Source organism: Nitratireductor luteus, assembly GCF_026162365.1.
GTDB lineage: Bacteria > Pseudomonadota > Alphaproteobacteria > Rhizobiales > Rhizobiaceae > Chelativorans > Chelativorans luteus.
The window spans coordinates 99,351-123,453 of record NZ_JAOANW010000010.1 but is presented as its reverse complement, the minus strand read 5'-3'; the positions used below and the strand labels follow the sequence as shown (position 1 = coordinate 123,453).

The window sequence follows — 24,103 nt, the reverse complement described above, 5'->3', positions numbered from 1 at the left end:
GCCTGGTATCCTATATGGACGGCGACCCATCATTTTCGCCCGAGAGGGAATTCATGTCCGAACAGAACGCGCAAATCCCGGTTACGGTGCTGACCGGCTATCTCGGCTCCGGCAAGACCACGCTCCTGAACCGCATCCTCACCGAGGACCATGGCAAGCGATACGCGGTCATCGTCAACGAGTTCGGCGAGATCGGCATCGACAATGATCTGATCGTGGAATCTGACGAGGAAATCTACGAGATGAACAATGGCTGCGTGTGCTGCACCGTGCGCGGCGACCTCGTGCGCGTGGTCGAGGGGCTGACACGCAGGGCCGGCCGTTTCGACGCCATCATCGTGGAGACCACAGGCCTTGCCGACCCTGCACCGGTGGCGCAGACCTTTTTCATGGACGACGACGTGCGGGCCAAGACCAGGCTCGACGCCGTGGTGGCGCTAGTCGATGCCAAGCACCTGCCGTTGCGGCTGAAGGATTCCAACGAGGCCGAGGATCAGATCGCCTTTGCCGATGTCATCATCCTGAACAAGACCGACCTGGTCGACGAGGACGAGCTCAGGCGTTTGGAGGCGACGATCCGCGCCATCAATCCTTCCGCCCGGATCCACCGTGCCGAGCGGGCCGGAGTGGCGCTGGACGCGGTGCTGGACCGCGGCGCGTTCGACCTGAAGCGGGCGCTGGACAACGATCCGCATTTTCTCGATCACAACGATCTGGACCATGTCTGCGGACCGGATTGCGACCATGATCATGACCACGACCATCACGGTCACGACCACCATCATCATCATCATCACGGTGAAGTCTCACCGATCCACGATGCGGGTGTGAAATCGATTTCGCTGCGGGCTGGCGAGATGGATCCCAAGAAGTTCTTTCCGTGGATGGAACAGACCACGCAGATGGACGGGCCGAGCATCCTGCGCCTCAAGGGCATCATCGCCTTTCACGACGATCCGGAGCGCTATGTGGTACAGGGCGTGCACATGATCGTCGAAGGCGATCACCAGCGCGCCTGGAAAGAGGGCGAGAAGCGCGAAAGCCGGCTCGTCTTCATTGGCCGCGACCTCGACATGGAACGCCTCAAGCGCACCTTCGAGGCCTGCCAAGCGTAGGATATGTCATCAAGCATCGTCTTTTGGCCTGCAAACGGCCATTTTCCGCGCTTCCGGTGTTCACGTACCTCGAGTACGCTCCGCTCCGGTTAACAGCCGTTTTCGACTCAAAATCCGACAATTGATGACATACCCTGGGTCCCAAGCATGCCAACAGTCGCCCCACTCGATCTCGATGCCCATTGCATCGCCGCTGCCTGGCTGAACGACATCCCGCATTTCGCGCTCGCGGACGGTGTCGTGCACAGGCTCGATCACGGCCACAAATGGACTGAGGCCCATGACGGCCTGCTGGCTGCAGCGCCTGACCTCGATGCCGGGCGCCTGATATGTGGCGGCGAAGACGGGCGGGTGACGGCGGTATCAGTCGATGGCGCCGTTGACGTGCTGGCCGAGCAAGGCCGCAAATGGATCACCGACGTTGCCGCCGGGCCGCAGGGCGCGGTGGCTTTCGCTGCCGGGCGTGAAGCGGTGGTGCGGTTTTCCGACGGCAGGACGCGCTCGTTTGCCCATGCGCGGTCGGTCGAGGGATTGGCCTTCGCGCCCAAGGGCATGCGGCTGGCGGTCGCCCGTTACAACGGGGCGACGCTGCATTTTCCCGCGACTGAAGGCAAGCCGGTGGAGCTTGAATGGGCGGGGGCGCATACGGCCGTATCCTTTTCGCCGGATGGCAAGTTCCTGGTCACGACGATGCAGGAGAATGCGCTGCACGGCTGGAAACTGGCCGACGGCAAGCATATGCGCATGGCCGGCTATCCCGCCAAGGTGAAAAGCTGGTCGTGGGGGCCCAAGGGCAGATGGCTGGCAACGTCCGGCGCGCCGGCGGCCATCGTCTGGCCGTTTCAGGCCAAGGACGGCCCAATGGGCAAGGCGCCGCTGGAGCTCGGCACGCGCGGCGACACGGCGGTCACCCAGGTCGCGTTTCATCCCACGGAGGAGATCGTCGCGGTCGGCTATGGCGACGGTATGGTTCTGGCGGTGCGCTGCGCCGACGCCAAGGAAGTGCTTCTGCGCCGTCCCGGCAAGGGTGCGATTACCGCGTTGGCCTGGGATGGCGAGGGCCGCAGGCTTGCCTTCGGCAGCGGAGAGGGGGAAAGCGGCGTAGTCGACATCTCCTTCTGAAAGTCCTTTTCAAGAAGGGTCAGTACCGGCCTCAAAGGCGCGTCCCAGCGCTTCCGGCGCCTGAAAACCCCTCGGCCTGATCCGGTTCAACGGCGCTCCCAGATATTTGATCTTCCCGCGTGTCCGCCGCTCATTTTCGCCGCGCGCTGGAACCTTCGGTGACCGTGCAGCTTTTGCGCTGAAGCGGCTATTGGAGGATAAATGGGCGACCGTCCCGCCGGAAAACTTCCGTTCAACTCCCTGCAGGCCCTGCGCGAGGAGGCGGATGGCTGTACACGCTGCGACCTCTACAAACATGCGACGCAAACGGTGTTCGGCGAGGGAGGACGCGTGGCGCGCGTCGTCTTCGTTGGTGAACAGCCGGGTGACAGGGAGGATATCGAAGGCCGGCCTTTCGTGGGGCCGGCGGGGCGCCTGTTCGACGCGATCCTTGAAGAAGTGGGGATCGATCGGGAAAAGACCTATGTCACCAATGCCGTCAAGCACTTCAAGTTCGCGCCGCGCGGCAAACGCCGCATCCACTCGAAGCCGAACGTCGGCGAGATAAAGGCCTGCCGCTGGTGGCTCGACCAGGAACTGACCTTGATCAAGCCGGAAGTGGCGGTGGCGCTGGGCGCAACGGCAGCCCGGGCGCTGGTGGGTAGGCAGGTTCCAGTCACGAAGCTGCGCGGCGACGTGCTGGAGAGCGTGGAGGGCGTGCCGGTGGTGATAACGGTGCACCCGTCCTATTTGCTGCGCATCCCCAATGCGGTCGACAAGAAGCGCGAGCGCGAGCGGTTTTGCGAGGATCTGCGAAAGGTGAAGGCACTGATGAGCGGGTAGTGCTATCTCACCAGCACTGCTCGCAGATCGTTGACGTTGGTCCCGGTCGGCCCTGGAACGAAGAGATCGCCCAGCGCATCGAACGCACCCCAGCTGTCATGGGCGGCGAGCAGGGCCTTGGGATCGTGTCCGGCGGCGCGCAGGCGGGTGGCGGTGGTGTGGTCGGCAAAGGCGCCGGCATTGTCTTCCGAGCCGTCTATGCCGTCGGTATCGGCGGCGAAGCCATCGATGCCCGTCACGCCGTCTATGCCGATTGCCAGGGCCAGCAGGAATTCGCCGTTGCGTCCGCCGCGTCCGCCTTTTGCCTTGATGGTGACGGTGGTTTCGCCGCCCGACAAGATGATGACGGGCTTCCTGAAGGGCCGATCACGCTGCGCGACTTCACGAGCGATCGCGGCATGGACACCCGCTACTTCGCGCGCCTCGCCCTCGATGGCGTCGGACAGGATGACGGGGGTGACGCCATGGCGCTGCGCGGCGGCGGCGGCCGCTTCCAGCGAGCGGGCGGCCGAGGCGATGATTTGTACGTCGTTTCCGGCGAAACAGGTGTCGCCGGGCAAGGGAGCGTCGGCGGCGTCGGAGTTCAGATGGCGCATCACCGCTTCCGGCAGGTCGAGCCGAAAAGTTTCCACGATCTGCAGCGCTTCGGCGCGGGTGGCCGCGCTGGGCACGGTAGGGCCGGAGGACACGAGCGCGGGATCGTCGCCGGGGATGTCCGAAACGACGAGCGAGACCACGCGCGCGGGATGGGCGGCAGCGGCCAGCCGCCCGCCCTTGATGGCGGAGACGTGCTTGCGCACCGTGTTCATGGCCGAGATCGGCGCGCCGCTGGCGAGCAGCGCTTCGTTGACGGCGATTTCGTCTTCCAGCGTCAGGTTTCCCGCCGGGGCCGGCAGGAGCGCCGAGCCGCCGCCGCAGATGAGGGCGACGACAAGGTCGTCCTCGCTCAGGCCGGAGACGAGTTCCATGAGCACCCTGGCGCCTTCGAGGCCTGCCTTATCCGGCACCGGGTGAGCCGCTTCGTAGACCTTTATGCGGCGGGTAGGGGCGCCGTAGCCGTAGCGGGTGACAACGGCTCCCTCGAACGAACCGTCCCACGCGTTTTCGAAGGCCTGCGCCATTTGCGCGGCGCCCTTGCCGGTACCGATGACGATTGTGCGGCCCTTTGGCTTCTCAGGAAGGAAATCGCGGATCGTCTTCTCGGGGTCTGCCGCGGCGACGGCGGCCTCGAAGAGCGAGGCGAAGAATTTCTTCGGTTCAATCCCTGATGCCATCACCGCCGTCCGTGCTCCCTTTCATCGCCTTGCCCGCGACGTAGGTTTGCACCACGGCACGGTCGTCGCCGAGGGTTTGCAGCACGAAAAGCTCTTCCGCAAGGGTTTTTGCCCGCTCCATGCGCAAGGCCATGGCCGGGGTGGCGCCGGCGTCGAGGATCGCGATGTCGGCGCTGGTGCCGCTGTCCAGCGTTCCGATCTCATCGGCGAGGGCGAGCGCCTCAGCATTGCCCCGCGTGATCTGCCAGAAGGAGGCAAGAGGATTCAGCTTCTCGCCCTGTAACGCGATCACCTTGTAACCTTCGTCCATCGTTCGCAGCATCGAATAGTTGGTGCCGCCGCCTACATCGGTGGCGACCGCGACGCGCAAGGGCTTCGCCCGGCGGCGATAGTGCTGGTAGTCGAACAAGCCGGAGCCCAGGAAGAGGTTCGACGTCGGGCAGAAGACGGCAACCGAGCCGCTTTCGGAAAGGGCGTCGGCCTCGCGCTCGCTCAAATGGATGCAGTGGCCGAACAGGCTTTTGGGGCCGGTCAGGCCGTAGCGCTCATAGATTCCCGTATAATCCGGCGCTTCGGGATAGAGCGAGCAGGCAAGAGCGATCTCGTCGCGGTTTTCGGACAGGTGGGTCTGGATGTGCAGATCGGGATGTTCGCGGGCGAGCGCGGCGACCATCTCCATCTGCTCGGGGCTGGAGGTGATGGCGAAGCGGGGCGTGATGGCGTAGCGGGCGCGGCCCTTGCCGTGCCAGCGCCGGATCAGCGCTTGCGTGTCGTCGTAGGAGGTCCGGGGCGTGTCGACGAGATTGTCGGGGGCGTTGCGGTCCATCATCACCTTGCCGGCGACGATGCACATGTCGCGGCGGGCGGCGGCCTCAAACAGGGCGTCGGCGCTTTGCGGGTGAACCGAGCAATAGGCGGCGACGGTGGTCGTGCCCTGGCGAGCGAGTTCGTCGAGGAAGAATTCGGCGATGCGGGCGGCATGGGCAGGATCGCCGAAGCGCGCCTCCTCGGGGAATGTGTATTTGTTGAGCCAGTCGAGCAGTTCGGTTCCGAAGCTCGCGATCACCTGCATTTGCGGGAAATGGGCGTGCGTGTCGATGAAGCCGGGCATGACGAGGTGCGGGCGGTGGTCGACAGTCGTGCAACCGGGCGCGGCCGCGCGGCTGACTTCGCCATAGGTTCCGCGGGCGACGATCCTGCCGCTGTCGATCAGGACGGCGCCGTCTTCCTCGTAGGAATAGGCCTGGTGATCGCCCTGACCTTGCGGTTCGCGGAGGAATGTCAGCACACGGCCGCGGATAAGAGTTTGAGTCATGATTTCCTTTACCGTGCTTCCTCGAACCACGTTACCAGCAATCGGCGCTCCTGTTCGCTCATGCCGGACACATTGCCGGGCGGCATGGCGTGGCTGCGGCCGGCTTGAAGGTAGATCTCGCGGGCGTGGGCCGCGATTTCCGCGTCGGTATCGAACTTGACGTTCTTGGGTGCGATGGGCACGCCGTCATAGGCCGGCTCAGCGGCATGGCACATGGCGCAGCGGCCCATCACCGTGTCTCGGACGGCGGGAAAGTGGGCAGAGGCGATGAAGCGTTCCTCGGCGGCGCTGACCTGCCGCTCTCCCGTCAGGACGGCGGGAACGGTGGACAGCCACATGATGACGATGAACAGCACTGCCGCTGCGCCCCAGGTCCAGTGCGGGTGGCCCTTGCCCGCATGGGCCGTGTTGAAATAGTGCCGGATCAGCACGCCCACGATGAAGATCAGCGAGGCGATGACCCAGTTGAACTCGGTTCCGAATGCCAGCGGGTAGTGGTTCGACAGCATCAGGAAAACCACGGGCAGGGTGAGGTAGTTGTTGTGCAGCGAACGCTGCTTTGCCTGCGCACCCAGTTTCGGGTCGGGTTTTCGGCCGGCCTTCAGATCGGCGACCACGATCTTCTGGTTGGGGATGATGATGAGGAAGACGTTGGCGGTCATGATGGTCGCGGTGAAGGCGCCCAGATGCAGGAAGGCGGCGCGGCCGGTGAAAAGCTGGGTATAGCCCCAGCTCATCGCCACCAGAATGGCGTAGAGCACAAGCATCAGGGTCGTGTCGTTGCGGCCGAGCTGCGACTTGCACAGAAGGTCGTAGAGAACCCAGCCGAGCCCGATGGAGACCATCGAAATGAGAATGGCGACGGGAACGGAGATGTTCAGCACGTTGCGGTCGATCAGGTAGAGATCAGCGCCGGCATAGTAGACGATGGCCAGGAGCGCGGCTCCCGACAGCCAGGTCCAATAGGATTCCCATTTGAACCAGGTCAGATGCTCGGGCAGGGCGGCGGGCGCGACCAGATATTTCTGGATGTGATAGAAACCGCCGCCATGGACCTGCCATTCCTCACCCGCCGCGCCTTCCGGAAGAGGTCTGTCGCGCCGCAGGCCGAGATCGAGGGCGATGAAGTAGAAGGACGAGCCGATCCAGGCGATCGCGGTCACCACATGCAGCCAGCGCACTGCGAAGCCGATCCAGTCCCAGATTACGGCGATGTCGTCCATGTTCGTTCCCGCTCCTTTTGATGCGAGGTTTACGGATTGAGCGGCAAACGGAAAGAGGGCGCCGGCACGATGACTTTCAAAATTTTCTGGAAAATACCCTCGCGACAGGATTGAAATGCCAGCATGGCTTATCTCGACAACATAGCAGTCTTCGTCCGGGTGGTGGAACTCGGCAATCTTTCGGCCGCCGGGCGCGACATTCGCATCTCTCCGGCCGTCGCCTCCAACCGGGTGAAGGAGCTGGAAAAATATCTCGGCGTGCGCCTGTTCAACCGCACCACGCGGCAGCTCATGCCGACCGAGCAGGGGCGGGTGTTCTATGAGGGCGCGAAGAAGGTGCTGGAGGCGGTGTCGGAGGCCGAGGCTTCCGTCGCCGCGCTTTCGGGGCAGCCGCGCGGCATCATCCGTATGACGGCGCCCCTCGGCCTCGGGCGGCGGATGATCGCGAGCGGCATACCGGACTTCCGTGACCGCTATCCCGACATACAGGTCAGGCTTCGCCTGTCCGACCATGAGGTCGACATGATGAAGGAAGGCATCGACGTGGCCTTCAAGCTGGGGCTTCTCGAAGATTCCAGCCTGCGCATGCGCGGCATCATGGATTGCGAGCGGGTGTTGGCCGCCTCGCCCGAATATCTGGCGCGGCGCGGCATACCGGAACGGCCCGAGCAGCTGGTGGAGGACGGGCACGATTGCCTGATGCTGCGGTTTCCCGGCCTGCGCGAATATTTCTGGACCCTGCAAACATCGGAAGGTCCGCGAAAATTCGAGGTGCGGGGACCGTTCGATACGGATGACGGCGATGTCATCACGGGCTGGGCGCTTTCGGGCCGGGGCATCATCAACAAGCCGCGCTTCGAGATAGAGCCTTTCCTGCGCGACTGGCGGCTCAAGGTCGTCCTGCCGGAAACGCCGCCGGTCCCGATCAAGCTGGCCGCGGTCTATCCGCACAAGAAATATCAGGACCCGAAGGTGCGGCTGCTGGTCGATTTCATGGCGGAGCGCTGCCAGCGCCTGATCGGCGAGGCGCTGACGGGGCGGTAACGGCTCTCGGCCAGGGCGGCGGCTCTACGCCAGTGCGGCCATCAGCTCGGCGGCCACCATGGCCGCGATCACCGCCGGGCGCTTGTCGCGCAGATGGCTCCCGCCGATGGGGGTCACGAGCCGGGCAAGGCGGCTCTCGCTGCCGCCGTTTTTCAGGTACCAGCTCTTGAAGGTCGCGCGCTTGGTCTTCGAGCCGATCATGCCAACATAGGCCGCATCCTCGCGCGCCAGCGCTTCGGAGACGATGAGGAAGTCGAGCGCGTGATCGTGGGTGAGCACGACAAAGGCAGAACCCGGCGGGGCGGCGCGCACCATCTCCTCGGGCATGGCGGTCAGCCGTGTTTCGACGTCGGGCGGGAAGTCCTCAAGCGCTTCCCGCCGGGTTTCCACCACCACTGCCTGGACGGGTAGCAGGGCGAGCGCCCGTGCCAGCGCATGGCCGACATGCCCGCCGCCGAACAGGTAGACATGGGGTTGGGCTGCATCCTCGGCGCTGGCGCGCTCCAGCATCCGGGCGCGTTCGCTGTCGGTGACGATGCGGATGTCGAGGCCGACATGGCCGCCGCAGCATTGGCCGATCTCGGGGCCAAGCGGAATGTCGAGGGCGCCGGTTTCGATGTTCCGTTCGATCAGCTCCCGGGCCTTGTCTATCGCCAGGAATTCGAGCTGGCCGCCGCCTATCGTGTTGAAGATGGCTTCGGGGGAAACCAGCATCCAAGCGCCTTTTTCGCGCGGGGTCGATCCCTTCGCCTCGCGCACCTCGATCAGCGCCGCAGCAGGCGCGGCGTCGAGAAAGGTTTGGAGGCGGTCGGCGGTCGGTGTCATGGGCTTTCGGTTTCCCGGCAGCGCCGGCGTTGGATGGTCAACCCTCCGCCCGCAGGCGCTCCACCGCCATCAGCACGCGTTCAGGCGTGGCCGGCGCATCGAGCCTCGGGCAGATCTTATGACCGGCGACGCTTGCCACGGCGTCCGACAGGGCGTGCAGGACGGACATGGCCAGCATGAAGGGCGGTTCGCCGACGGCCTTGGAGCGGTGAACGGTCTTCTCGCGATTTTCACCCCAGTCGGCCAGTTCCACGTTGAATATTTTCGGCCGGTCGGAGGCCAGCGGGATCTTATAGGTGGAGGGCGCATGGGTGCGCAGCCGGCCCTTGTCGTCCCAGACGAGTTCTTCCGTGGTCAGCCAGCCCATGCCCTGAATGAAGCCGCCCTCGATCTGGCCGATGTCGATGGCCCGGTTGAGCGAACGTCCGGTCTCGTGGAGGATGTCGGTGCGCTCGACGACATATTCGCCCGTCAGCGTGTCGACCGAGACTTCCGAGCAGGCCGCGCCATAGGCGAAATAGTAGAAGGGGCGGCCCTTGCCCTTGTCGCGGTTCCAATGGATCTTCGGCGTCTTGTAGAAGCCGGCGGCGGAAAGCTGGATCCGGGCCATATAGGCCTGGCGCACCAGTTCGGCGAAAGGGATTTCCTGGTTGCCGACGCGCACCCGGCCGGGCAGGAATTCTATCTGCTCCTTTGGAACCTCATATTGGCCGGTTGCGAAATCGATCAGGCGGTCCTTGATCTGGCGCGCGGCGTTCTGCGCGGCCATGCCGTTGAGATCGGAACCGGACGAGGCAGCGGTGGCCGAGGTGTTGGGCACCTTTCCGGTGGTCGTTGCGGTGATCTTCACCTGCTCGATATCGACCTGGAATTCCTCGGCGACGATCTGGGCGACCTTGACGTAGAGGCCCTGTCCCATCTCGGTGCCACCATGATTGAGATGGATGGAGCCATCCGTGTAGACGTGCACAAGCGCGCCCGCCTGGTTGAAATGGGTCGCGGTGAAGGAGATGCCGAACTTGACCGGCGTCAGCGCAATGCCCCGCTTGACGATGGGGCTGCGCTCGTTGAACTCGGCGATCTCGCGCCGGCGGTCCGCGTAGCCGGCGCTGATCTCCAGTTCCTCGATCACGCGCGCGGCTTCGCTATCCTCGACGGTTTGGTGATAGGGCGTCACGTTGCGGTCGGTTTCGCCGTAGAGGTTGCGCTTGCGGATTTCGAGCGGGTCGCGGCCCAGCGCGAAAGCCACCTCATCGATGATGCGTTCGGCACCCAGCATGCCCTGCGGGCCACCGAAACCGCGAAAGGCGGTGTTGGAGACGGTGTTGGTGTAGAGCGGGCGGGAGATGGCCCGCACCGACGGGTAGTAATAGGTGTTGTCGCAATGAAACAGCGCCCGGTCCGTGACCGGGCCGGAGAGATCGGCGGAAAAGCCGCAGCGCGCCGAGTAGGTGAAATCGACGCCCAGTATCCGCCCTTCCTCGTCAAAGCCGACGTCGTAGTCGATCAGGAAATCGTGGCGCTTGCCGGTGGCGGTCATGTCGTCATCGCGGTCGGGGCGGATCTTGACCGGCCTTCCCGTTTTCTTCGCGGCGATGGCGGCGACCGCCGCAAACAGATTGGCCTGCGTCTCCTTGCCGCCGAAGCCGCCGCCCATGCGCCGCACCTCGACGGTGACGGCGTGGGAAGGCGCGCCCAGCGCATGGGCGACCATATGCTGAACCTCGCTCGGGTGCTGGGTGGAGGAGTGAACGGTCACGTCCTGATCCTCGCCCGGCATGGCGAAGGCGATCTGGCCTTCAAGGTAGAAATGATCTTGCCCGCCGACGCGCATCCGGCCGGAGATGCGCCTGGGCGCTGCCTGGAGCGCCGGGCCCACGCTGCCGCGCTGCAGGGTGAGCGGTTTGGTGACGAGGCGGGCATCTTCGCCGGCCTCTGCGATGTCGATCAGCGCCGGCAGGTCCTCATATTCAATCCTGGCCAGGGAACAGGCCCGGCGGGCCTGCTCTCGCGTTTCGGCGACAACGGCGAAAACCGGCTGGCCGAGGAACTGCACCTTGTCGGGCGCGAAAATCGGCTCGTCGTCGAGGCCCGCCGGGCTGATGTCGTTCGTGCCGGGAACATCTTCGTGGGTCAGAACGGCGACGACGCCGGGCGCGGCGGCCACCGCACCGAGGTCCATCGACTTGATAATGCCGTGGGCGACCGTCGACAGGCCTAGATAGGCATGTAGCGTGCCGGCCGGCTCTGCCATGTCGTCGATATAGACGGCTTCGCCGGTAACATGCTTATGGGCGGAATCGTGTCGGCGGTCGGTGGCCACGCCACCGGAGATTTCCGCCTTCTTGAGGTCGAGCGGCTCGTGTCTGGTCATTGCGCCACCTCATAGCGGGCGACTTCCAGAGGCATCGCGCCACCGGACGTTGCCAGATAGAAGCGCCGCAGAAGATTCTTCGCCGCCATCATGCGGTATTCGGCCGATGCGCGCATGTCGCTGATGGGCGTGAAATCCACCTCATAGGCGGCAAGGGCGGCATCGACCGTTTCCTGCGACCACGGTCGCCCGACGAGTGCCGCCTCGACGGCCTTTGCCCGCCTTGGCGTGGCGGCCATGCCGCCATAGGCGATACGGGCTTGCGCGACGGACCCGTCGCGCACGGTGACGTTGAAGGCGCCCAGCACGGCGGTGATGTCCTCGTCGCGGCGCTTGGACACTTTCCATACCGCAAAGCGGGCGTCCGGGTTGGGCAGCGGTACATGGATCTTCTCTACGAATTCTCCCGGCGCCCGGTCCTGCTTGCCATAGTCGATGAAATAGTCTTCGAGCGCGATGGTGCGGCGCGTATCGCCCTTGCGCAGGGTGAGGGAGCCGCCCAGCGCGATCAGCGGCGGCGGCATGTCGCCGATGGGCGAACCGTTGGCGATGTTGCCGCCGATGGTTCCCATGTTGCGCACCTGGTCCCCGCCGATGCGGTCGATCAGCCGACCCAGCGGCGGTATCCTGCCTGAAAGGACGGAGAAAGCGTCCGAATAGCTGACGCCGGCACCGAAGGTGATGCCGGCCGTGCCCTCCTCAATCGCCCGCAACGCGCCCAGCCCGCCGATGAACACGGCAGGCGCGATGTCGCGCATGAATTTGGTGACCCACAGGCCGACATCGGTGGAGCCGGCGACGATGGTCGCGTTGGGTTCAGCCTGCAGGATTTCGGCCAGGTCGTCGACATCGGCCGGCACGAGGAGGCGGTTTGCACCTTTGCCGATCTCGACGCGGCTTCCATCAGCCATGGCCGAAAGCCGCGCGCGCACCCGCGCCCGCTCGCCATGCAGCGGATCGGCCTGCGGCGCGCCGTAGCCCGTGATGGCCCGCGCGGCCTTGACGATGGGTTCGTAGCCGGTGCAGCGGCAGAGGTTTCCCTGAAGGGCCTTGTCTATCGCCTGGTCGCTCGGCTGGGGGGAGCGCATCCAGAGGGCGTAGAGCGACATGACGAAACCTGGCGTGCAGAAACCGCATTGGGAGCCATGATGGTCCACCAGGGCCTGCTGCACCGGATGCAGCGTCCCGTCCGTCCGCTTCAGATGCTCGACCGTGACCACATGGCAGCCGTCGAGCGAGCCGAGAAAGCGGATGCAGGCATTGACGGCCTCGTAGACGAGCTCGTCTCCGGCAATGCGGCCAACCAGGACCGTGCAGGCGCCGCAATCGCCCTCGGCGCAGCCTTCTTTGGTACCGGTCAGGCGGCGGCGCAGGCGCAGATAGTCGAGCAGCATTTCATCCGGCGCGACCTCGGCCAGCGAAACATCGCTCTCGTTCAGGAGAAACCGGATCTGATGGCGGATTTCGGGCATTCAGCTCCCTCGGTAGGTGGAATAACCATAGGGCGAAACGAGCAGCGGCACATGGTAGTGGGAGTGTTCGGCGATGCCGAAGCGGATCGGCACGCGGTCGAGAAAAGCCGGTGCAGGCAGCCTCATGCCCTGTTTGCGCAGGTAGTTGCCGGCTTCGAATATGAGCTCGTATTCGCCGGGCGCGAAGGCGTTGCCCTCAAGCAGCGGCGCATCGCAGCGCCCGTCTGCATTGGTGATGACGGTCTTGAGATGCATACGGCCCTCGCCGTTGAACCGGTAGAGCGCGATTTCCATGCCGGCTGCGGGACGGCCCGAGGCGGTGTCGAGCACATGCGTCGTCAGCCGGCCTTCGCCGGGCTTGCCCATTGGTCTCCCCTTGCATTCATTGTTTTGTTCCTGGCCGATTGTGCGGCAAATCAATGACTAGCATAAGGGGGAGGGTATGAGAGAGGCGCAAAAAGTCTTTCAAATTTTTCAAGGGAATGCCTGTTCCGGGCGATCGGCTATCCTGTCGCCCGGCGAACCGGCTGGAAAGGAAGTGAAAGCGTGATGCGATACGCCAGGAACATGCGCGGCTATGGAGCCAATCCGCCGAACCCGAAATGGCCGGGTGGTGCGCGTATTGCCGTGCAGTTCGTCGTCAATTACGAGGAAGGCGGCGAAAACTGCGTGCTGCATGGTGACGCGGCATCCGAGGCGTTCCTTTCCGAGATCGTGGGTGCAGCGCCCTGGCCGGGCAAGCGCCACTGGAACATGGAATCGATCTACGATTACGGCGCCCGCGCCGGTTTCTGGCGGCTCCACCGGATGTTCACGGCGGAGGATGTGCCGGTGACGGTGTTCGGCGTGGCAAGCGCGCTCGCCCGCTCGCCCGAGCAGGTGGCGGCAATGAAGGAAGCCGAGTGGGAGATCGCCTCGCACGGTTTGCGCTGGATCGACTATCGCGACCATGCGGAGGAGGATGAAAGAGCCGACCTCGCGGCGGCCGTCCGGCTGCACGAGGAAGTGGTCGGCGAGCGGCCGCGCGGACTTTATCTCGGCCGCACTTCGGTGAATTCGGTCAGGATCGCCATGGAGGAGGGTGGTTTCGACTGGATCTCCGACACCTATGACGACGACCTTCCCTATTGGCTCGACCATGACGGGCAGGGCAACGCCACGCGACCGCAGCTCGTCATTCCCTATACGCTGGATGCGAACGACATGCGGTTCGCCACGGCGCAGGGCTTCAATTCCGGCGACCAGTTCTTCACCTATCTGAAGGACACCTTCGATACACTCTATGCGGAAGGTGCCGCCGGCCGGCCGGCGATGATGAGCATCGGACTTCACTGCCGCCTGGCGGGGCGACCGGGCCGGGCCGCCGCCCTGCAGCGCTTCATCAACCATGTGAAGGACCACAACGGGGTCTGGCTGGCGCGGCGGGCGGACATTGCCGCCCACTGGATGACGACGCACCCCTACGAGGCGCCGAGGGTGCGCCCCAGCCGCATGGGGCTGGCCGAATTCGTCGAGCGGTTCGGCGGCGTGTTCGAACACTCTCCATGGATTGCAGAGCGGGCGCACAGGCTGGAACTGGGCCCCGCCCACGACAGCGCCGAAGGGCTGCACAATGCGCTGTGCCGGGCGTTTCGTTCCGCGAGCAACGAGGAGCGGCTCCGCGTTCTCACCGCCCACCCGGACCTGGCGGGCAAGCTTGCCGCGGCCAAGCGCCTTACGGCGGAATCGGCGCGGGAGCAGGCCTCGGCCGGCCTCGATGCGCTGACGGACGAGGAGCGCGAGACATTCAGCCGTCTCAACGCGCAATATGTGGAGACTTTCGGGTTTCCCTTCATCATCGCGGTCAAGGACAACAGCAAGGAAAGCATTCTGCGGGCATTCCAGCAGCGCATTGCCAACGACCGCGAAACCGAATTCGCCACGGCCTGCGGCCAGGTGGAGCGTATCGCCTGGCACCGGCTCAGGGACCTGCTGCCTTCATGAGGAGAACGATATGAGCGCGCGCCGCTATTATGCGCCGACCGGCGGGCATCCGGGGCAGGATGAGCTTCTGACGGGCAGGGCCGTCTTCACCGATGCCTATGCGGTCATTCCAAGGGGGGTGATGCGCGATATCGTGACGAGCCGGCTGCCGTTCTGGGAAGAGACGCGCTGCTGGATCATCGCCCGGCCGTTAAGCGGCTTTGCCGAAACGTTCTCCCAGTACATCGTGGAAGTGGCTCCCGGCGGGGGCAGTTCGCGCCCGGAGCCCGATTCAACGGCGGAGTGCGTTCTGTTCGTAGTGTCCGGCGAAGTGGTCGTCACCCACGAGGGCAGCGAGCATGTGATGGGCGAAGGGGGCTATGCCTATCTGCCGCCTTCCGCGGGCTGGAGCCTTTTTAACACGGGCAGCGAGCCGGCGCGGTTCCACTGGATACGCAAAGCCTACGAGCCGATGGAAGAAGGCATCGGGGCGCCGGAGGCGTTCTTCGTCAACGAGAAGGATATTGCGCCCACGCCGATGCCGAAGACCGAGGGCAGATGGGCCACCACGCGTTTCGTCGACGCGGACGATCTTCGCCACGACATGCATGTGACGATCGTAACCCTGGAGCCGGGCGCGGTCATTCCCTTTGCCGAAACCCACGTCATGGAGCACGGGCTCTACGTCTTGGAGGGCAAGGCGGTCTATCGGCTGAACCAGGATTGGGTCGAGGTGGAGGCAGGCGACTTCATGTGGCTGCGCGCCTTCTGCCCGCAGGCCTGCTACGCGGGCGGGCCGGGCCCGTTCCGCTATCTGCTCTACAAGGATGTGAACCGCCATCCCAAGCTCGGTCCGCCGTTCCGTTGAAGGAGCTCGACCCATGAAGCGCATCGAAGCGCAATCGCTGACACGGGAGGCTTTCGCGCCTTTCGGCGACGTCATCGAGACACAGGGAGCCGACAGCTTTCTCATCAATGAGGGCAATTGCCGGCGCTTTCACGATCTGGCGCGCGTGGAGGCGGCGGGCGAAGGCGCGCGGGTGCTGATCAACGTCTTCAGGGGCAGGCCCTACACACTGCCGCTGGCGCTCGGCATGGTCGAGCGGCATCCGCTCGGCAGCCAGGCGTTCATGCCGCTGTCGGAGCGTCCATTCCTCGTCGCGGTGTGCCCGGATATTGACGGCGCTCCCGGCGAGCCCCGCGCCTTCATCACGGCGCCGGGGCAGGGCGTGAATTATGCGCGCAATGTCTGGCATGCGGTGCTGACGCCGATCGGCAAGGAGCAGGATTTCCTCGTCGTTGACCGGGGCGGCGAGGGCAACAATCTCGAAGAGTTCTTCTTCGACGAGCCTTTCATGATCCATGTTGGGGAGAACCCATGAAGGATGCATCCTTCATCCACCGTCTGCTCGATGTGATCGAGCGGGAGATCGTGCCGCTGACGGCCGAAGGCGTGAGGGCGGGCAACAAGCTATTCGGGGCGGCGGTACTGAGGAAAAGCGATTTCTCGGTGGTCGTCGCCGAGACCAACAACGAGATCGAAAATCCGTTATGGCATGGCGAGGTTCATGCGCTGAAGCAGTTCTACGAGCTGCCGAAAGACGCGCGGCCGGCCACGAAGGACTGCATCTTCCTGTCAACGCACGAACCCTGTTCGCTGTGCCTTTCGGCCATCACCTGGACCGGGTTCGACAATTTCTACTATCTCTTCAGCCATGAGGATTCCCGCGACAGTTTCGCTATCCCGCACGATCTGAAGATATTGAAGGAAGTGTTTGGGCTGGAGCCTGGCGGCTACAACGCCGACAACGCCTTTTGGTCCGCCCGTTCGATTCCGAAGCTCCTGGCGGGACTGCCGTTGGAGGAGAAGGCGCGGCTGGAAGCCCGTATCGAGGCAATCACTGTCCTTTATGCCGAGCTTTCCGCCGCTTATCAGGATAAAAAGGCCGACAACGACATTCCGCTGAACTAACGGCCTGCGTGTCGTTGAGGCGCGGTGAGCCTCATTCGCCACGGGGCATGGGCAGGATCTCCATTACTTCCACGGAATCACCGGGAAAAATCGAAAAATGTGGGTGGTCGCGGAACAGTTCGGCCGCCGCTTCGTGGCTATCCGCCTCAAGGACGACATAGCCCGATGCCGTGTTGCGCGTGTCGGCAATCCCGTTGGGGTCGACCTTCTTTGTCTTGCCGAGCGGCCCGCCCGCATCAAGAATACGCGCCTTGTGCCGCTCCATCCAGGCGCCCCAGGCTTCCATGCCCCGGCTCACATTCTGCTGCCATTCCTCGTCCGTCTTCGATGCCGCTCGGGCCTTCTCCACGGCCGCCATCGTTCCGATATAAATTGCCAGAAAGCGTTTCACTGCGGTCTCCTTCCCTCTGGCCCGCCGCATGAAGTCTAGCATTGCCGCAGTCGCTGCGGGAGACAGAAACTTTCCGCTCCCGACTGATCCTGACGGCTGAGGGGCACAAGGTCGCCGTTTGCCGACTAAACCCGCTCCAGGGCCAGCGCGATGCCCTGGCCGACGCCGATGCACATCGTGGCAAGCGCCAGCTTTACGTTTTTCTCGCGCAGTTCGAGGGCGGCGGTGCCAGTGATGCGGGCGCCGGACATGCCGAGCGGATGGCCCAGCGCGATGGCGCCGCCATTGGCGTTGACATGGGGTGCGTCCTCGGGAATTCCGAGCTCGCGCAGGACGGCGATGCCCTGGGAAGCGAAGGCTTCGTTGAGTTCGATGACATCGAAGTCGGAAGGCCTGAGGCCGAGCCGGGCGCAGAGCTTTTTGGTGGCGGGGGCCGGGCCCATGCCCATGATGCGGGGCTCGACGCCGGCCGTCGCGCCGCCGAGAATGCGGGCGATGGGCGTGAGGCCGTACTTCCTCGCGGCTTGCTCGGAGGCGACGATGAGCGCGGCGGCGCCGTCGTTCACGCCGGAGGCGTTGCCGGCGGTCACCGTGCCGTTCTCGCGAAAGGGAGTGGGCAGCTTGCCGAGCTTTTCGACGCTCGAGCCGGGGCGGGGGTGCTCGTCCTTCCCGGCCACGACCGGATCGCCCTTGCGCTGGGGTATGGTGACGGGAACGATCTCCCTGACCAACCGGCCGTTTTCCTGGGCGGCGACGGCCTTTTCCTGACTGCGCACGGCGAAGGCGTCCTGATCGGCGCGGCTGACCTTGAACTGCTCGGCGACGTTCTCGCCCGTCTCCGGCATGGAATCGACGCCGTACTGCCTTTTCAGGACGGGGTTCACGAAGCGCCAGCCTATGGTCGTGTCGTAGATCTCGGCATTCCGGGAAAAGGCGGTTTCGGCCTTGGGCATGACGAAGGGCGCGCGGCTCATGGATTCCACGCCGCCGGCGATCATGATGTCGGCCTCGCCCGCCTTGATGGCGCGCGCCGCGATGGTGACCGCGTCCATGCCCGATCCGCAGAGGCGGTTCACGGTGGAGCCGGGCACCTGGACCGGCAGGCCGGCAAGCAGTACCGCCATGCGCGCGACGTTGCGGTTGTCCTCGCCCGCCTGATTGGCGCAGCCGTAGAATACGTCGTCGATGGCGGCCCAGTCGATGCCGGGATTGCGCTCGATCAGCGCCTTGATCGGCAGCGCCGCCAGATCGTCGGCACGGACGGAGGAAAGCGCGCCGCCGAAGCGGCCGATGGGTGTGCGGATATAGTCACAGATAAAGGCTTCAGCCATCTTTCGATCCTTTCCTCGCACCAGGCGCTTCGGCGCCTTTGTGCGCCCTTTCGGTGCGAGCCTTCAAGTCCCTGAGCGTGGAAAGCTCGAGCGGTGTCGGCGGCGGCGTCTCTTCCAGCCGGTCGGCGAATTTGACCGTCCAGCCGCAGGTTTCCTGTACCTGTTCGCGGGTGACGCCGGGGTGGAGGGAGACGACGGTAAACTCCTTCGTCTCCGGGTCCGGTTGCCAAATGGCAAGGTCGGTGATCAGCAGCGTCGGGCCCTTGGTGTCGATGCCGAGGCGCTGGCGGTGGTTGCCGCCATCGCCGTGGCCGAAGGAGGTATAGAAGTCGATCTTCTCCACCATGCCGCGTTTCGATTGCGCCATGGTGATGTAGACCTGGCCGGACGAGGTGGCGATCTCCGGTGCGCCGCCGCCGCCCGGCAGCCGCACCTTGGGCTTATCATAGTCACCGACGACCGTGGTATTGATGTTGCCGAAACGGTCGAGCTGCGCTGCGCCGAGGAAACCTATGGAGACGCGGCCGCCCTGCAGCCAATAGCGAAACATTTCCGGCACGGAAACGGTGGTCAGCGCGGTCTCGCACAATTCGCCGTCGCCGATGGAAAGCGGCAGCACGTCCGGCGCGGTTCCGATGGTGCCCGACTCGTAGATCAGCGTGATGTCGGGCGCATGGGTGAGGCGGGCGACATTGCAGGCCGCCGAAGGTGCGCCGATGCCGACAAAGCATACGTCCTCACTGGTCAACGCGCGCGAGGCGGCGATGGTCATCATCTCGTTCGGGGTGAAATCCTGTCGGGTCATTGCGCCGTCCTCAGCTTTTCCACACGGTTGGCGAAGTCCTGCGGAGCCGCGTTCAGGACATTTTCCTCCATCCAGGCTTGGAACCGCTCGCGGTCGGCGGAGACCTCGTCCCATTCCAGATAGGCCGCGTTGTCGCGGGCGTAATATCCATGGGCGTAGGAGGGATGGGCGCCGCCGGGCACGAGCGATATCGCATCGATGGTCCAGTGGGGCAGGATGCACAGGTTGGGATGGGCGTTGCTGAAATCGTCGACGATCTCCTCGACCGTCACGACCGTGCGTCTGGCGGCCAGGGCCGCTTCCTTCTGGATGCCGATGATCCCCTCGACCAGTACATTGCCCTTGCGGTCGGCCTTCTGGGCGTGAATGAAGGTGACGTCCGGCCTTATCGCGGGGACGGCAGCAAGCTGCTCGCCCGTGAAGGGGCAGGTGACGGACTTTATGTTCGGGTTGACGCGGGCGAGCTCGGCACCGCGATAGCCGCGGAAGATTGCGCAGGGAAGGCCCGCCGCGCCCGCCTCATAGGCGTTGGCCATCGCAGCATGGGAATGCTCCTCCACCTCGACCGCCTGCGGCCAGCCGTTCTCCACCGCATCCCGCATGCGCCGCAGGAGGCCGACGCCGGGATTGCCGGCATAGGAGAAGACGAGCTTCTTCACCAGACCCATGCCGATCATCTGGTCGTAGACCACATCCGGCGTCATGCGGATGAGCGTCAGGTTGCCGATTTTCTGGCGGATCGCCTCGTGGGCGGCGGCGGTGGGGATGAGGTGGGTAAAGCCCTCGAAGGCGGCGGTGTCGCCCGGGCGAAGATTCTGCCGCACCGCCTCGTCCAGGGGCATCATGCGCGCCATCGGCCTCTCCTCCTGTGTTCGTATTGCGAACAAAAGTATTATATGCAATACCTATTTACGCTGATCGAGGAAATGAGTCAACGGAAGGCGTCAATGGCAGGAAGTCGACTGACCATGCAGGAAGATGTGGCCGTACAACGCGATCATGTGGGCTCGCTGGCAAAGGGGCTGGCGGTGGTGGAAATCCTGTCCCGCGCCCCGGGCGGATTACGGCTGACCGAAGTTGCCGAACTGGCAGGCCTTACCCGCGCCGGAGCGCGCCGGCTTCTGCTGACGCTGGTCGCGGAAGGGTATGCCGAGCAGCGGGAGCGTCGGTTCGTTCTTTCGGCCAAGCTCCTGTCGGTCGCGCGTTCCTATATCGGCGAAGCCTCGGTCTGGAGCTATGCGACGCCCATCCTGCGCGGGGTTTCGGAGGCGCTGGGCGAGTCCTGTTCGGCGGCGGTGCTGGATGGGGAGGACGTCGTCTATGTGGCGCGGGCGGCGGGGCGGCGCATCGTGTCGGTGCAGCTTGCCGTTGGAGCTCGGTTGCCCGCCTACTGCACCTCCATGGGGCGGGTGCTGCTGTCAGGACTGGATGCGGCCGAACTCGCCGGTTTTCTCGAAAAGGCGTCGATCGGCACCAACACGCCCAACACCGTTACGGACCGGCAGGCGCTGGCCGGCCTTGTGGCCGAGGCCGGGCGGGCAGGCTACGCCATCGTCGACCAGGAACTGGAGATCGGCCTGCGCTCGATCGCCGTGCCGGTGCGCGACCGGGCGGGGCGGATTTGCGCGGCCGTCAATGTTTCCACCCAGGCGGCGCGTTTTTCCTGTGACGAGATGCACGGCACCATACTTCCGCTGTTGAAACAGGCTGCCGCCCTGATCGAGGATTTCCTGGCGCTCCAGTAGCCTGGCGATGGCCAGTGCTTTCGTGTTGCTACGCCGCGCTCTGGTTGGACGCGGAGCGCTTGCCGATCATGCCGCGCATCTTGCGCGACAGACGCGCTTGCAGCCGTGCGTGCATGGCACGCTCCCATTCGTCGGCCAGCGGATCGCTGTCGGCGACACGCGGGAGGGCGAGCAGCGATTCGATGACGGAAATCGAGTCGTCGTTTGCCAACAACGCTTCGATCTGCGCTTCAACGTTCTTGTCTGATGACATGGTACGCCTCATTCGATTCACTGCGCGATAGATGGCCCCCAAACCTGACGGGAGAAAGGCCGTTGCATGAATATTTGGCGACACTCTTATGAAAAAATAAGCCCGCATCCGGTCGGATACGGGCTTGCTGTTCAGCCGGCTAAAGTGGGGAGCGGGTGATAAACCTCTGACGTTGCTCCCGCATTTCCGGAAGTTTCTAGACGTAGCGGTTGACGATGTTCTCCAGGCGCTCCTGACGGCCGGAAACCGGCTGCGGCTCGATACCTTCTTTCGCCACGCGATCCGCGATCTGCTCCAACGTGCGCTCGCCCTTGAGCATGGCCTGCGCCTCGGCATCCCGCCAGCCGGCGTAACGCTCCTCCAGCGGTCCGCTCAGGGCCTTGTCCTCGACCATGCGGGCGGCGGCCTTGAGGCCGCGCGCGCATACGTCCATTCCGCCGACATGGGCGGCGATCAGGTCTTCAGGGTCGAGTGACTGACGGCGCAGCTTCGCATCGAAATTGGTGCCGCCCCTGGTAAAGCCGCCCTGCTGCAGGACGTGGTAATAAGCCAGCGCCACCTCAGGCACGTTGTTGGGAAACTGGTCCGTATCCCAACCGGACTGGTAGTCGTTGCGGTTGACGTCGATGGACCCGAGGATCCCGAGCGCGCCGGCCAGCGCCAGCTCGTGCTCGAAGGAGTGGCCGGCGAGGATTGCGTGGCCCTGCTCGATGTTCACCTTGACCTCGTTCTCAAGTCCGTAGCGCTTGAGGAAGCCGTAGACGGTGGCGACGTCGAAATCGTACTGGTGCTTGGTCGGCTCTTGCGGCTTGGGCTCCACCAGGATGGTACCTTCGAAGCCGATCTTGTGCTTGTAGTCGACGACCATCGTCAGGAACCGGCCGAGCTGGTCCAGCTCGCGTCCCATATCGGTGTTGAGAAGCGTCTCGTAACCTTCGCGCCCGCCCCACAGCACATAGTTTTGCCCGCCCAGCCTTTTCGTCACGTCCATGCAGGCTTTGACGGTGGCAGCGGCGTAGGCGAAGACTTCAGGATTGGGATTGGTGGCCGCGCCCGCCATATAGCGGCGGTTCGAGAAGAGGTTGGCGGTGCCCCAAAGGAGCTTGGGGCCGCCGTTCTCCATCTTGCCGGCAAAATAGTCGGCAATTTCGTCCAGCCGGGCGACGCTTTCCTTGTAGGTCTCGCCTTCCGGGCGCACGTCGTGATCGTGGAAGGTGTAGAAGGGCGCGCCGAGAATGTCGAACATCTCGAAGGCGACATCGGCCTTGAGCTTCGCCAGCTCCATCGTTTCACCGAACCAGGGGCGCTCGAAGGTCTGGCCGCCGAAGGGATCGTTGCCCGGCCAAACGAAATTGTGCCAGTAGCACACGGCAAAGCGCAGATGGTCTTCCATGCGCTTGCCCAGCACTTTTTCGTCGGGATTGTAGTGGCGGAAGGCCAGCGGGTTTTCGCTGTCTGGTCCTTCATAGGCGATCTTGGCGATGTTGCCGAAAAAACCCGTGCTCATGTCGTTGCTCCTCGTAATGCGGGATAGAGTCTGGTGTAGCGTTGGTAGGCTGCTTCGAAAGCCGGCCTGAATTGGTCGTCGGGCTCGATGCTGGCGGCGATGGCCGGCGGTGTGCAGACCGACAGGGGATCGGCCTTCTCCGCCGCAATCAGGCCGAGGCGGGCGGCACCGAACGCAGCGCCGAAATCGCCCTCGGCGGGGATGTCGACGGGCAGGTCCAGCGCGGTGGCAATCGCCTTCAGCCAATAGGTCGAGCGTGAGCCGCCGCCTATGGCGGTAAGGCGGGTGAGCCTGGTGCCGGCGGATTTCAGCGCTTCCAGATTGTCTCGGAAGGCGAAGGCGACGCCTTCCACCACTGCCTGGGTCAATGCGGTCCGGTCACTCTGATGGCTCAGGCCGGAAAAGCTGCCGCGAATGGCGGCATCGTTGTGCGGTGTTCTCTCGCCGGAGAGATACGGCAGGAAGGTGGCGCTGCCCGGCGTGCGCAGCGTGTCGCCCAGTTCCGCGGTCAGTTCGGCAGGCTTGCGGCCGCAGATGCCGGCCAGCCAGTTGAGCGAGTCCGCCGCCGACAGGATGACGCCCATCTGATGCCAGGTGGCGGGCAGGGCATGGCAGAATGTATGCACTGCGCTTGCCGGGTTGGGCAGGTAGCTTTCGTTTGCCGCGAAGAGCACGCCCGAGGTGCCCAGCGAGACGAATGCCGAGCCCGGCGCGACCGTGCCCGCGCCGCAGGCGGAGGCGGCGTTGTCGCCTGCGCCGCCGGCCACGACGACGCCGTCTGCCATTCCCCAACGGCTAGCGATTTCCCGCCGCAGCCGCCCCGAAACGTCCGTGCCTTCCACCAGCCCGGGCATGTGGCTTTCATCGAGGCCGGTCGCGGCCAGGAGGTTGGGAGACCAGCGGCGGGAGGCGACATCGAGCCAGGCGGTGCCGGCGGCATCGGACATTTCGGAGACGTGCTCCCCGGTCAGCCAGAGCCGCAGATAATCCTTTGGCAGCAGCACCTTGGCCGTGGCCTTGAAATGCTCCGGTTCATTGGCCTTCACCCAGGCAAGCTTGGGCGCGGTGAAACCTGGAAAGACGATGTTGCCTGTCAGATCGCGGAAGATGGGGTTGGCGTCGAGGGCGGCGGCCTCGGCATGGCTGCGCGTGTCGTTCCACAGGATCGAGGGGCGCAGGGGCTTGTCGGCGGCGTCCAGCAGGGTTGCGCCGTGCATCTGGCCCGAAAGGCCGATGCCGCGCACCGCCGCCAGTTCCGTCGGATGCGACCGCCTCAACTGGTCCATGGCGGCTTCGGTTGCCGCGATCCAGTCCGCCGGGTCCTGTTCGGACCAGCCGGCGTGGGGCCGCATCACGTCCAGTGAGGCGTTGGTCGAAGCGACGATTTCCTGATTGCCGCCGATGAGCAGCGCCTTGACCCCGGAAGTGCCGAGATCGAGCCCGAGATACATTTCATTCCTCCCGCGCCGTCAAAGACCGAACCGGTCTCGAACTTCGCACCATGATTTTTTTCGAGTCTCGAACAAACAAGCACATGCAGCGGGTGCTAGG

The 24,103-nt window shown here is 64.4% G+C and carries 23 protein-coding genes; 9 read left to right on the top strand and 14 right to left on the bottom strand.

Going from position 1 to position 24,103, the window contains the following annotated elements; genetic code table 11:
* The first annotated feature begins 53 nt into the window (after positions 1-53).
* The 3 genes from N1058_RS16100 (at position 54) to N1058_RS16090 (ending at position 3,059) form a co-directional block, all read left to right on the top strand.
* The gene (locus tag N1058_RS16100; RefSeq protein WP_265518628.1) at positions 54-1,115 is read left to right on the top strand and encodes a CobW family GTP-binding protein; all 1,062 of its coding nucleotides are present in this window, start codon (positions 54-56) and stop codon (positions 1,113-1,115) included.
* Between the two features lie 147 nt (positions 1,116-1,262).
* Complete coding sequence (locus N1058_RS16095) at positions 1,263-2,237, top strand: WD40 repeat domain-containing protein (protein ID WP_265518627.1); 975 nt, start codon at positions 1,263-1,265, stop codon at positions 2,235-2,237.
* Positions 2,238-2,438: 201 nt separating this feature from the next.
* A complete protein-coding gene (locus N1058_RS16090) occupies positions 2,439-3,059 on the top strand; it encodes a UdgX family uracil-DNA binding protein (protein WP_265518626.1) in 621 nt (206 codons plus the stop codon).
* 2 nt (positions 3,060-3,061) lie between these two features.
* On the opposite strand, the gene N1058_RS16085 is transcribed toward N1058_RS16090, so the two are convergent.
* The 3 genes from N1058_RS16085 to N1058_RS16075 are packed head-to-tail and all read right to left on the bottom strand — an operon-like array spanning position 3,062 to position 6,871.
* Positions 3,062-4,333 (bottom strand): glycerate kinase type-2 family protein, encoded by a 1,272-nt coding sequence (locus N1058_RS16085; RefSeq protein ID WP_265518625.1) that lies wholly within the window; start codon positions 4,331-4,333, stop codon positions 3,062-3,064.
* Complete coding sequence (guaD, locus tag N1058_RS16080) at positions 4,317-5,648, bottom strand: guanine deaminase (RefSeq protein WP_265518624.1); 1,332 nt, start codon at positions 5,646-5,648, stop codon at positions 4,317-4,319. The genes N1058_RS16085 and guaD overlap by 17 nt, the downstream gene beginning before the upstream one ends.
* Positions 5,649-5,656: 8 nt before the next feature.
* Positions 5,657-6,871, bottom strand: coding sequence for a urate hydroxylase PuuD (locus N1058_RS16075; protein WP_265518623.1), 1,215 nt, complete (start codon positions 6,869-6,871; stop codon positions 5,657-5,659).
* 123 nt (positions 6,872-6,994) lie between these two features.
* Between N1058_RS16075 and N1058_RS16070 the strand changes: the two genes are divergently transcribed.
* Positions 6,995-7,915 carry a LysR family transcriptional regulator gene (locus N1058_RS16070; RefSeq protein WP_265518622.1) on the top strand — a complete coding sequence of 307 codons (921 nt, stop codon included), beginning with the start codon at positions 6,995-6,997 and terminating at the stop codon, positions 7,913-7,915.
* Positions 7,916-7,939: 24 nt separating this feature from the next.
* On the opposite strand, the gene xdhC is transcribed toward N1058_RS16070, so the two are convergent.
* Genes xdhC through uraH form a run of 4 tightly spaced genes read right to left on the bottom strand, consistent with a single transcriptional unit; the run spans position 7,940 to position 12,952 of the window.
* A complete protein-coding gene (xdhC, locus tag N1058_RS16065) occupies positions 7,940-8,740 on the bottom strand; it encodes a xanthine dehydrogenase accessory protein XdhC (protein WP_265518621.1) in 801 nt (266 codons plus the stop codon).
* A 37-nt stretch (positions 8,741-8,777) separates the two neighbouring features.
* On the bottom strand, positions 8,778-11,114 hold the full coding sequence (gene xdhB, locus N1058_RS16060; protein ID WP_265518620.1) for a xanthine dehydrogenase molybdopterin binding subunit: 2,337 nt from the start codon (positions 11,112-11,114) through the stop codon (positions 8,778-8,780).
* Complete coding sequence (gene xdhA, locus N1058_RS16055; RefSeq protein WP_265518619.1) at positions 11,111-12,586, bottom strand: xanthine dehydrogenase small subunit; 1,476 nt, start codon at positions 12,584-12,586, stop codon at positions 11,111-11,113. Before xdhA ends, xdhB begins: the two co-directional genes overlap by 4 nt.
* Positions 12,587-12,952 (bottom strand): hydroxyisourate hydrolase, encoded by a 366-nt coding sequence (uraH, locus tag N1058_RS16050; RefSeq protein ID WP_265518618.1) that lies wholly within the window; start codon positions 12,950-12,952, stop codon positions 12,587-12,589.
* 183 nt (positions 12,953-13,135) lie between these two features.
* Between uraH and puuE the strand changes: the two genes are divergently transcribed.
* Genes puuE through N1058_RS16030 form a run of 4 tightly spaced genes read left to right on the top strand, consistent with a single transcriptional unit; the run spans position 13,136 to position 16,520 of the window.
* Positions 13,136-14,569 carry an allantoinase PuuE gene (gene puuE / locus N1058_RS16045; RefSeq protein WP_265518701.1) on the top strand — a complete coding sequence of 478 codons (1,434 nt, stop codon included), beginning with the start codon at positions 13,136-13,138 and terminating at the stop codon, positions 14,567-14,569.
* Positions 14,570-14,579: 10 nt separating this feature from the next.
* Positions 14,580-15,416, top strand: a complete 837-nt coding sequence (locus N1058_RS16040; protein WP_265518617.1) for a bifunctional allantoicase/(S)-ureidoglycine aminohydrolase — start codon at positions 14,580-14,582, stop codon at positions 15,414-15,416.
* 13 nt (positions 15,417-15,429) lie between these two features.
* Positions 15,430-15,930 carry an ureidoglycolate lyase gene (locus N1058_RS16035; protein ID WP_265518616.1) on the top strand — a complete coding sequence of 167 codons (501 nt, stop codon included), beginning with the start codon at positions 15,430-15,432 and terminating at the stop codon, positions 15,928-15,930.
* Positions 15,927-16,520 (top strand): nucleoside deaminase, encoded by a 594-nt coding sequence (locus tag N1058_RS16030; RefSeq protein ID WP_265518615.1) that lies wholly within the window; start codon positions 15,927-15,929, stop codon positions 16,518-16,520. Before N1058_RS16035 ends, N1058_RS16030 begins: the two co-directional genes overlap by 4 nt.
* Before the next feature lie 31 nt (positions 16,521-16,551).
* Here N1058_RS16030 and N1058_RS16025 read toward each other — a convergent pair whose 3' ends face one another.
* The 4 genes from N1058_RS16025 to N1058_RS16010 form a co-directional block, all read right to left on the bottom strand.
* Positions 16,552-16,911: a YciI family protein gene (locus N1058_RS16025; protein WP_265518614.1), complete on the bottom strand. Its 360-nt coding sequence runs from the start codon at positions 16,909-16,911 to the stop codon at positions 16,552-16,554.
* Positions 16,912-17,036: 125 nt separating this feature from the next.
* The gene (pcaF, locus tag N1058_RS16020; protein ID WP_265518613.1) at positions 17,037-18,242 is read right to left on the bottom strand and encodes a 3-oxoadipyl-CoA thiolase; all 1,206 of its coding nucleotides are present in this window, start codon (positions 18,240-18,242) and stop codon (positions 17,037-17,039) included.
* Positions 18,235-19,047 (bottom strand): CoA-transferase subunit beta, encoded by an 813-nt coding sequence (locus N1058_RS16015; protein ID WP_265518612.1) that lies wholly within the window; start codon positions 19,045-19,047, stop codon positions 18,235-18,237. The genes pcaF and N1058_RS16015 overlap by 8 nt, the downstream gene beginning before the upstream one ends.
* Positions 19,044-19,901, bottom strand: coding sequence for a CoA transferase subunit A (locus N1058_RS16010; RefSeq protein WP_265518611.1), 858 nt, complete (start codon positions 19,899-19,901; stop codon positions 19,044-19,046). The genes N1058_RS16015 and N1058_RS16010 overlap by 4 nt, the downstream gene beginning before the upstream one ends.
* 93 nt (positions 19,902-19,994) lie before the next feature.
* Here N1058_RS16010 and N1058_RS16005 point away from each other — a divergent pair, with 93 nt between their 5' ends.
* Positions 19,995-20,792 (top strand): IclR family transcriptional regulator domain-containing protein, encoded by a 798-nt coding sequence (locus tag N1058_RS16005; RefSeq protein ID WP_265518610.1) that lies wholly within the window; start codon positions 19,995-19,997, stop codon positions 20,790-20,792.
* A 28-nt stretch (positions 20,793-20,820) separates the two neighbouring features.
* Here the strand turns inward: N1058_RS16005 and N1058_RS16000 are convergent, their stop codons facing one another.
* From N1058_RS16000 to xylB, 3 genes are all read right to left on the bottom strand, one after another.
* The gene (locus N1058_RS16000; protein ID WP_265518609.1) at positions 20,821-21,045 is read right to left on the bottom strand and encodes a hypothetical protein; all 225 of its coding nucleotides are present in this window, start codon (positions 21,043-21,045) and stop codon (positions 20,821-20,823) included.
* Positions 21,046-21,241: 196 nt separating this feature from the next.
* The gene (gene xylA, locus N1058_RS15995) at positions 21,242-22,552 is read right to left on the bottom strand and encodes a xylose isomerase (protein WP_265518608.1); all 1,311 of its coding nucleotides are present in this window, start codon (positions 22,550-22,552) and stop codon (positions 21,242-21,244) included.
* Positions 22,549-24,003 (bottom strand): xylulokinase, encoded by a 1,455-nt coding sequence (gene xylB, locus N1058_RS15990; protein ID WP_265518607.1) that lies wholly within the window; start codon positions 24,001-24,003, stop codon positions 22,549-22,551. The genes xylA and xylB overlap by 4 nt, the downstream gene beginning before the upstream one ends.
* Positions 24,004-24,103 lie beyond the last annotated feature (100 nt).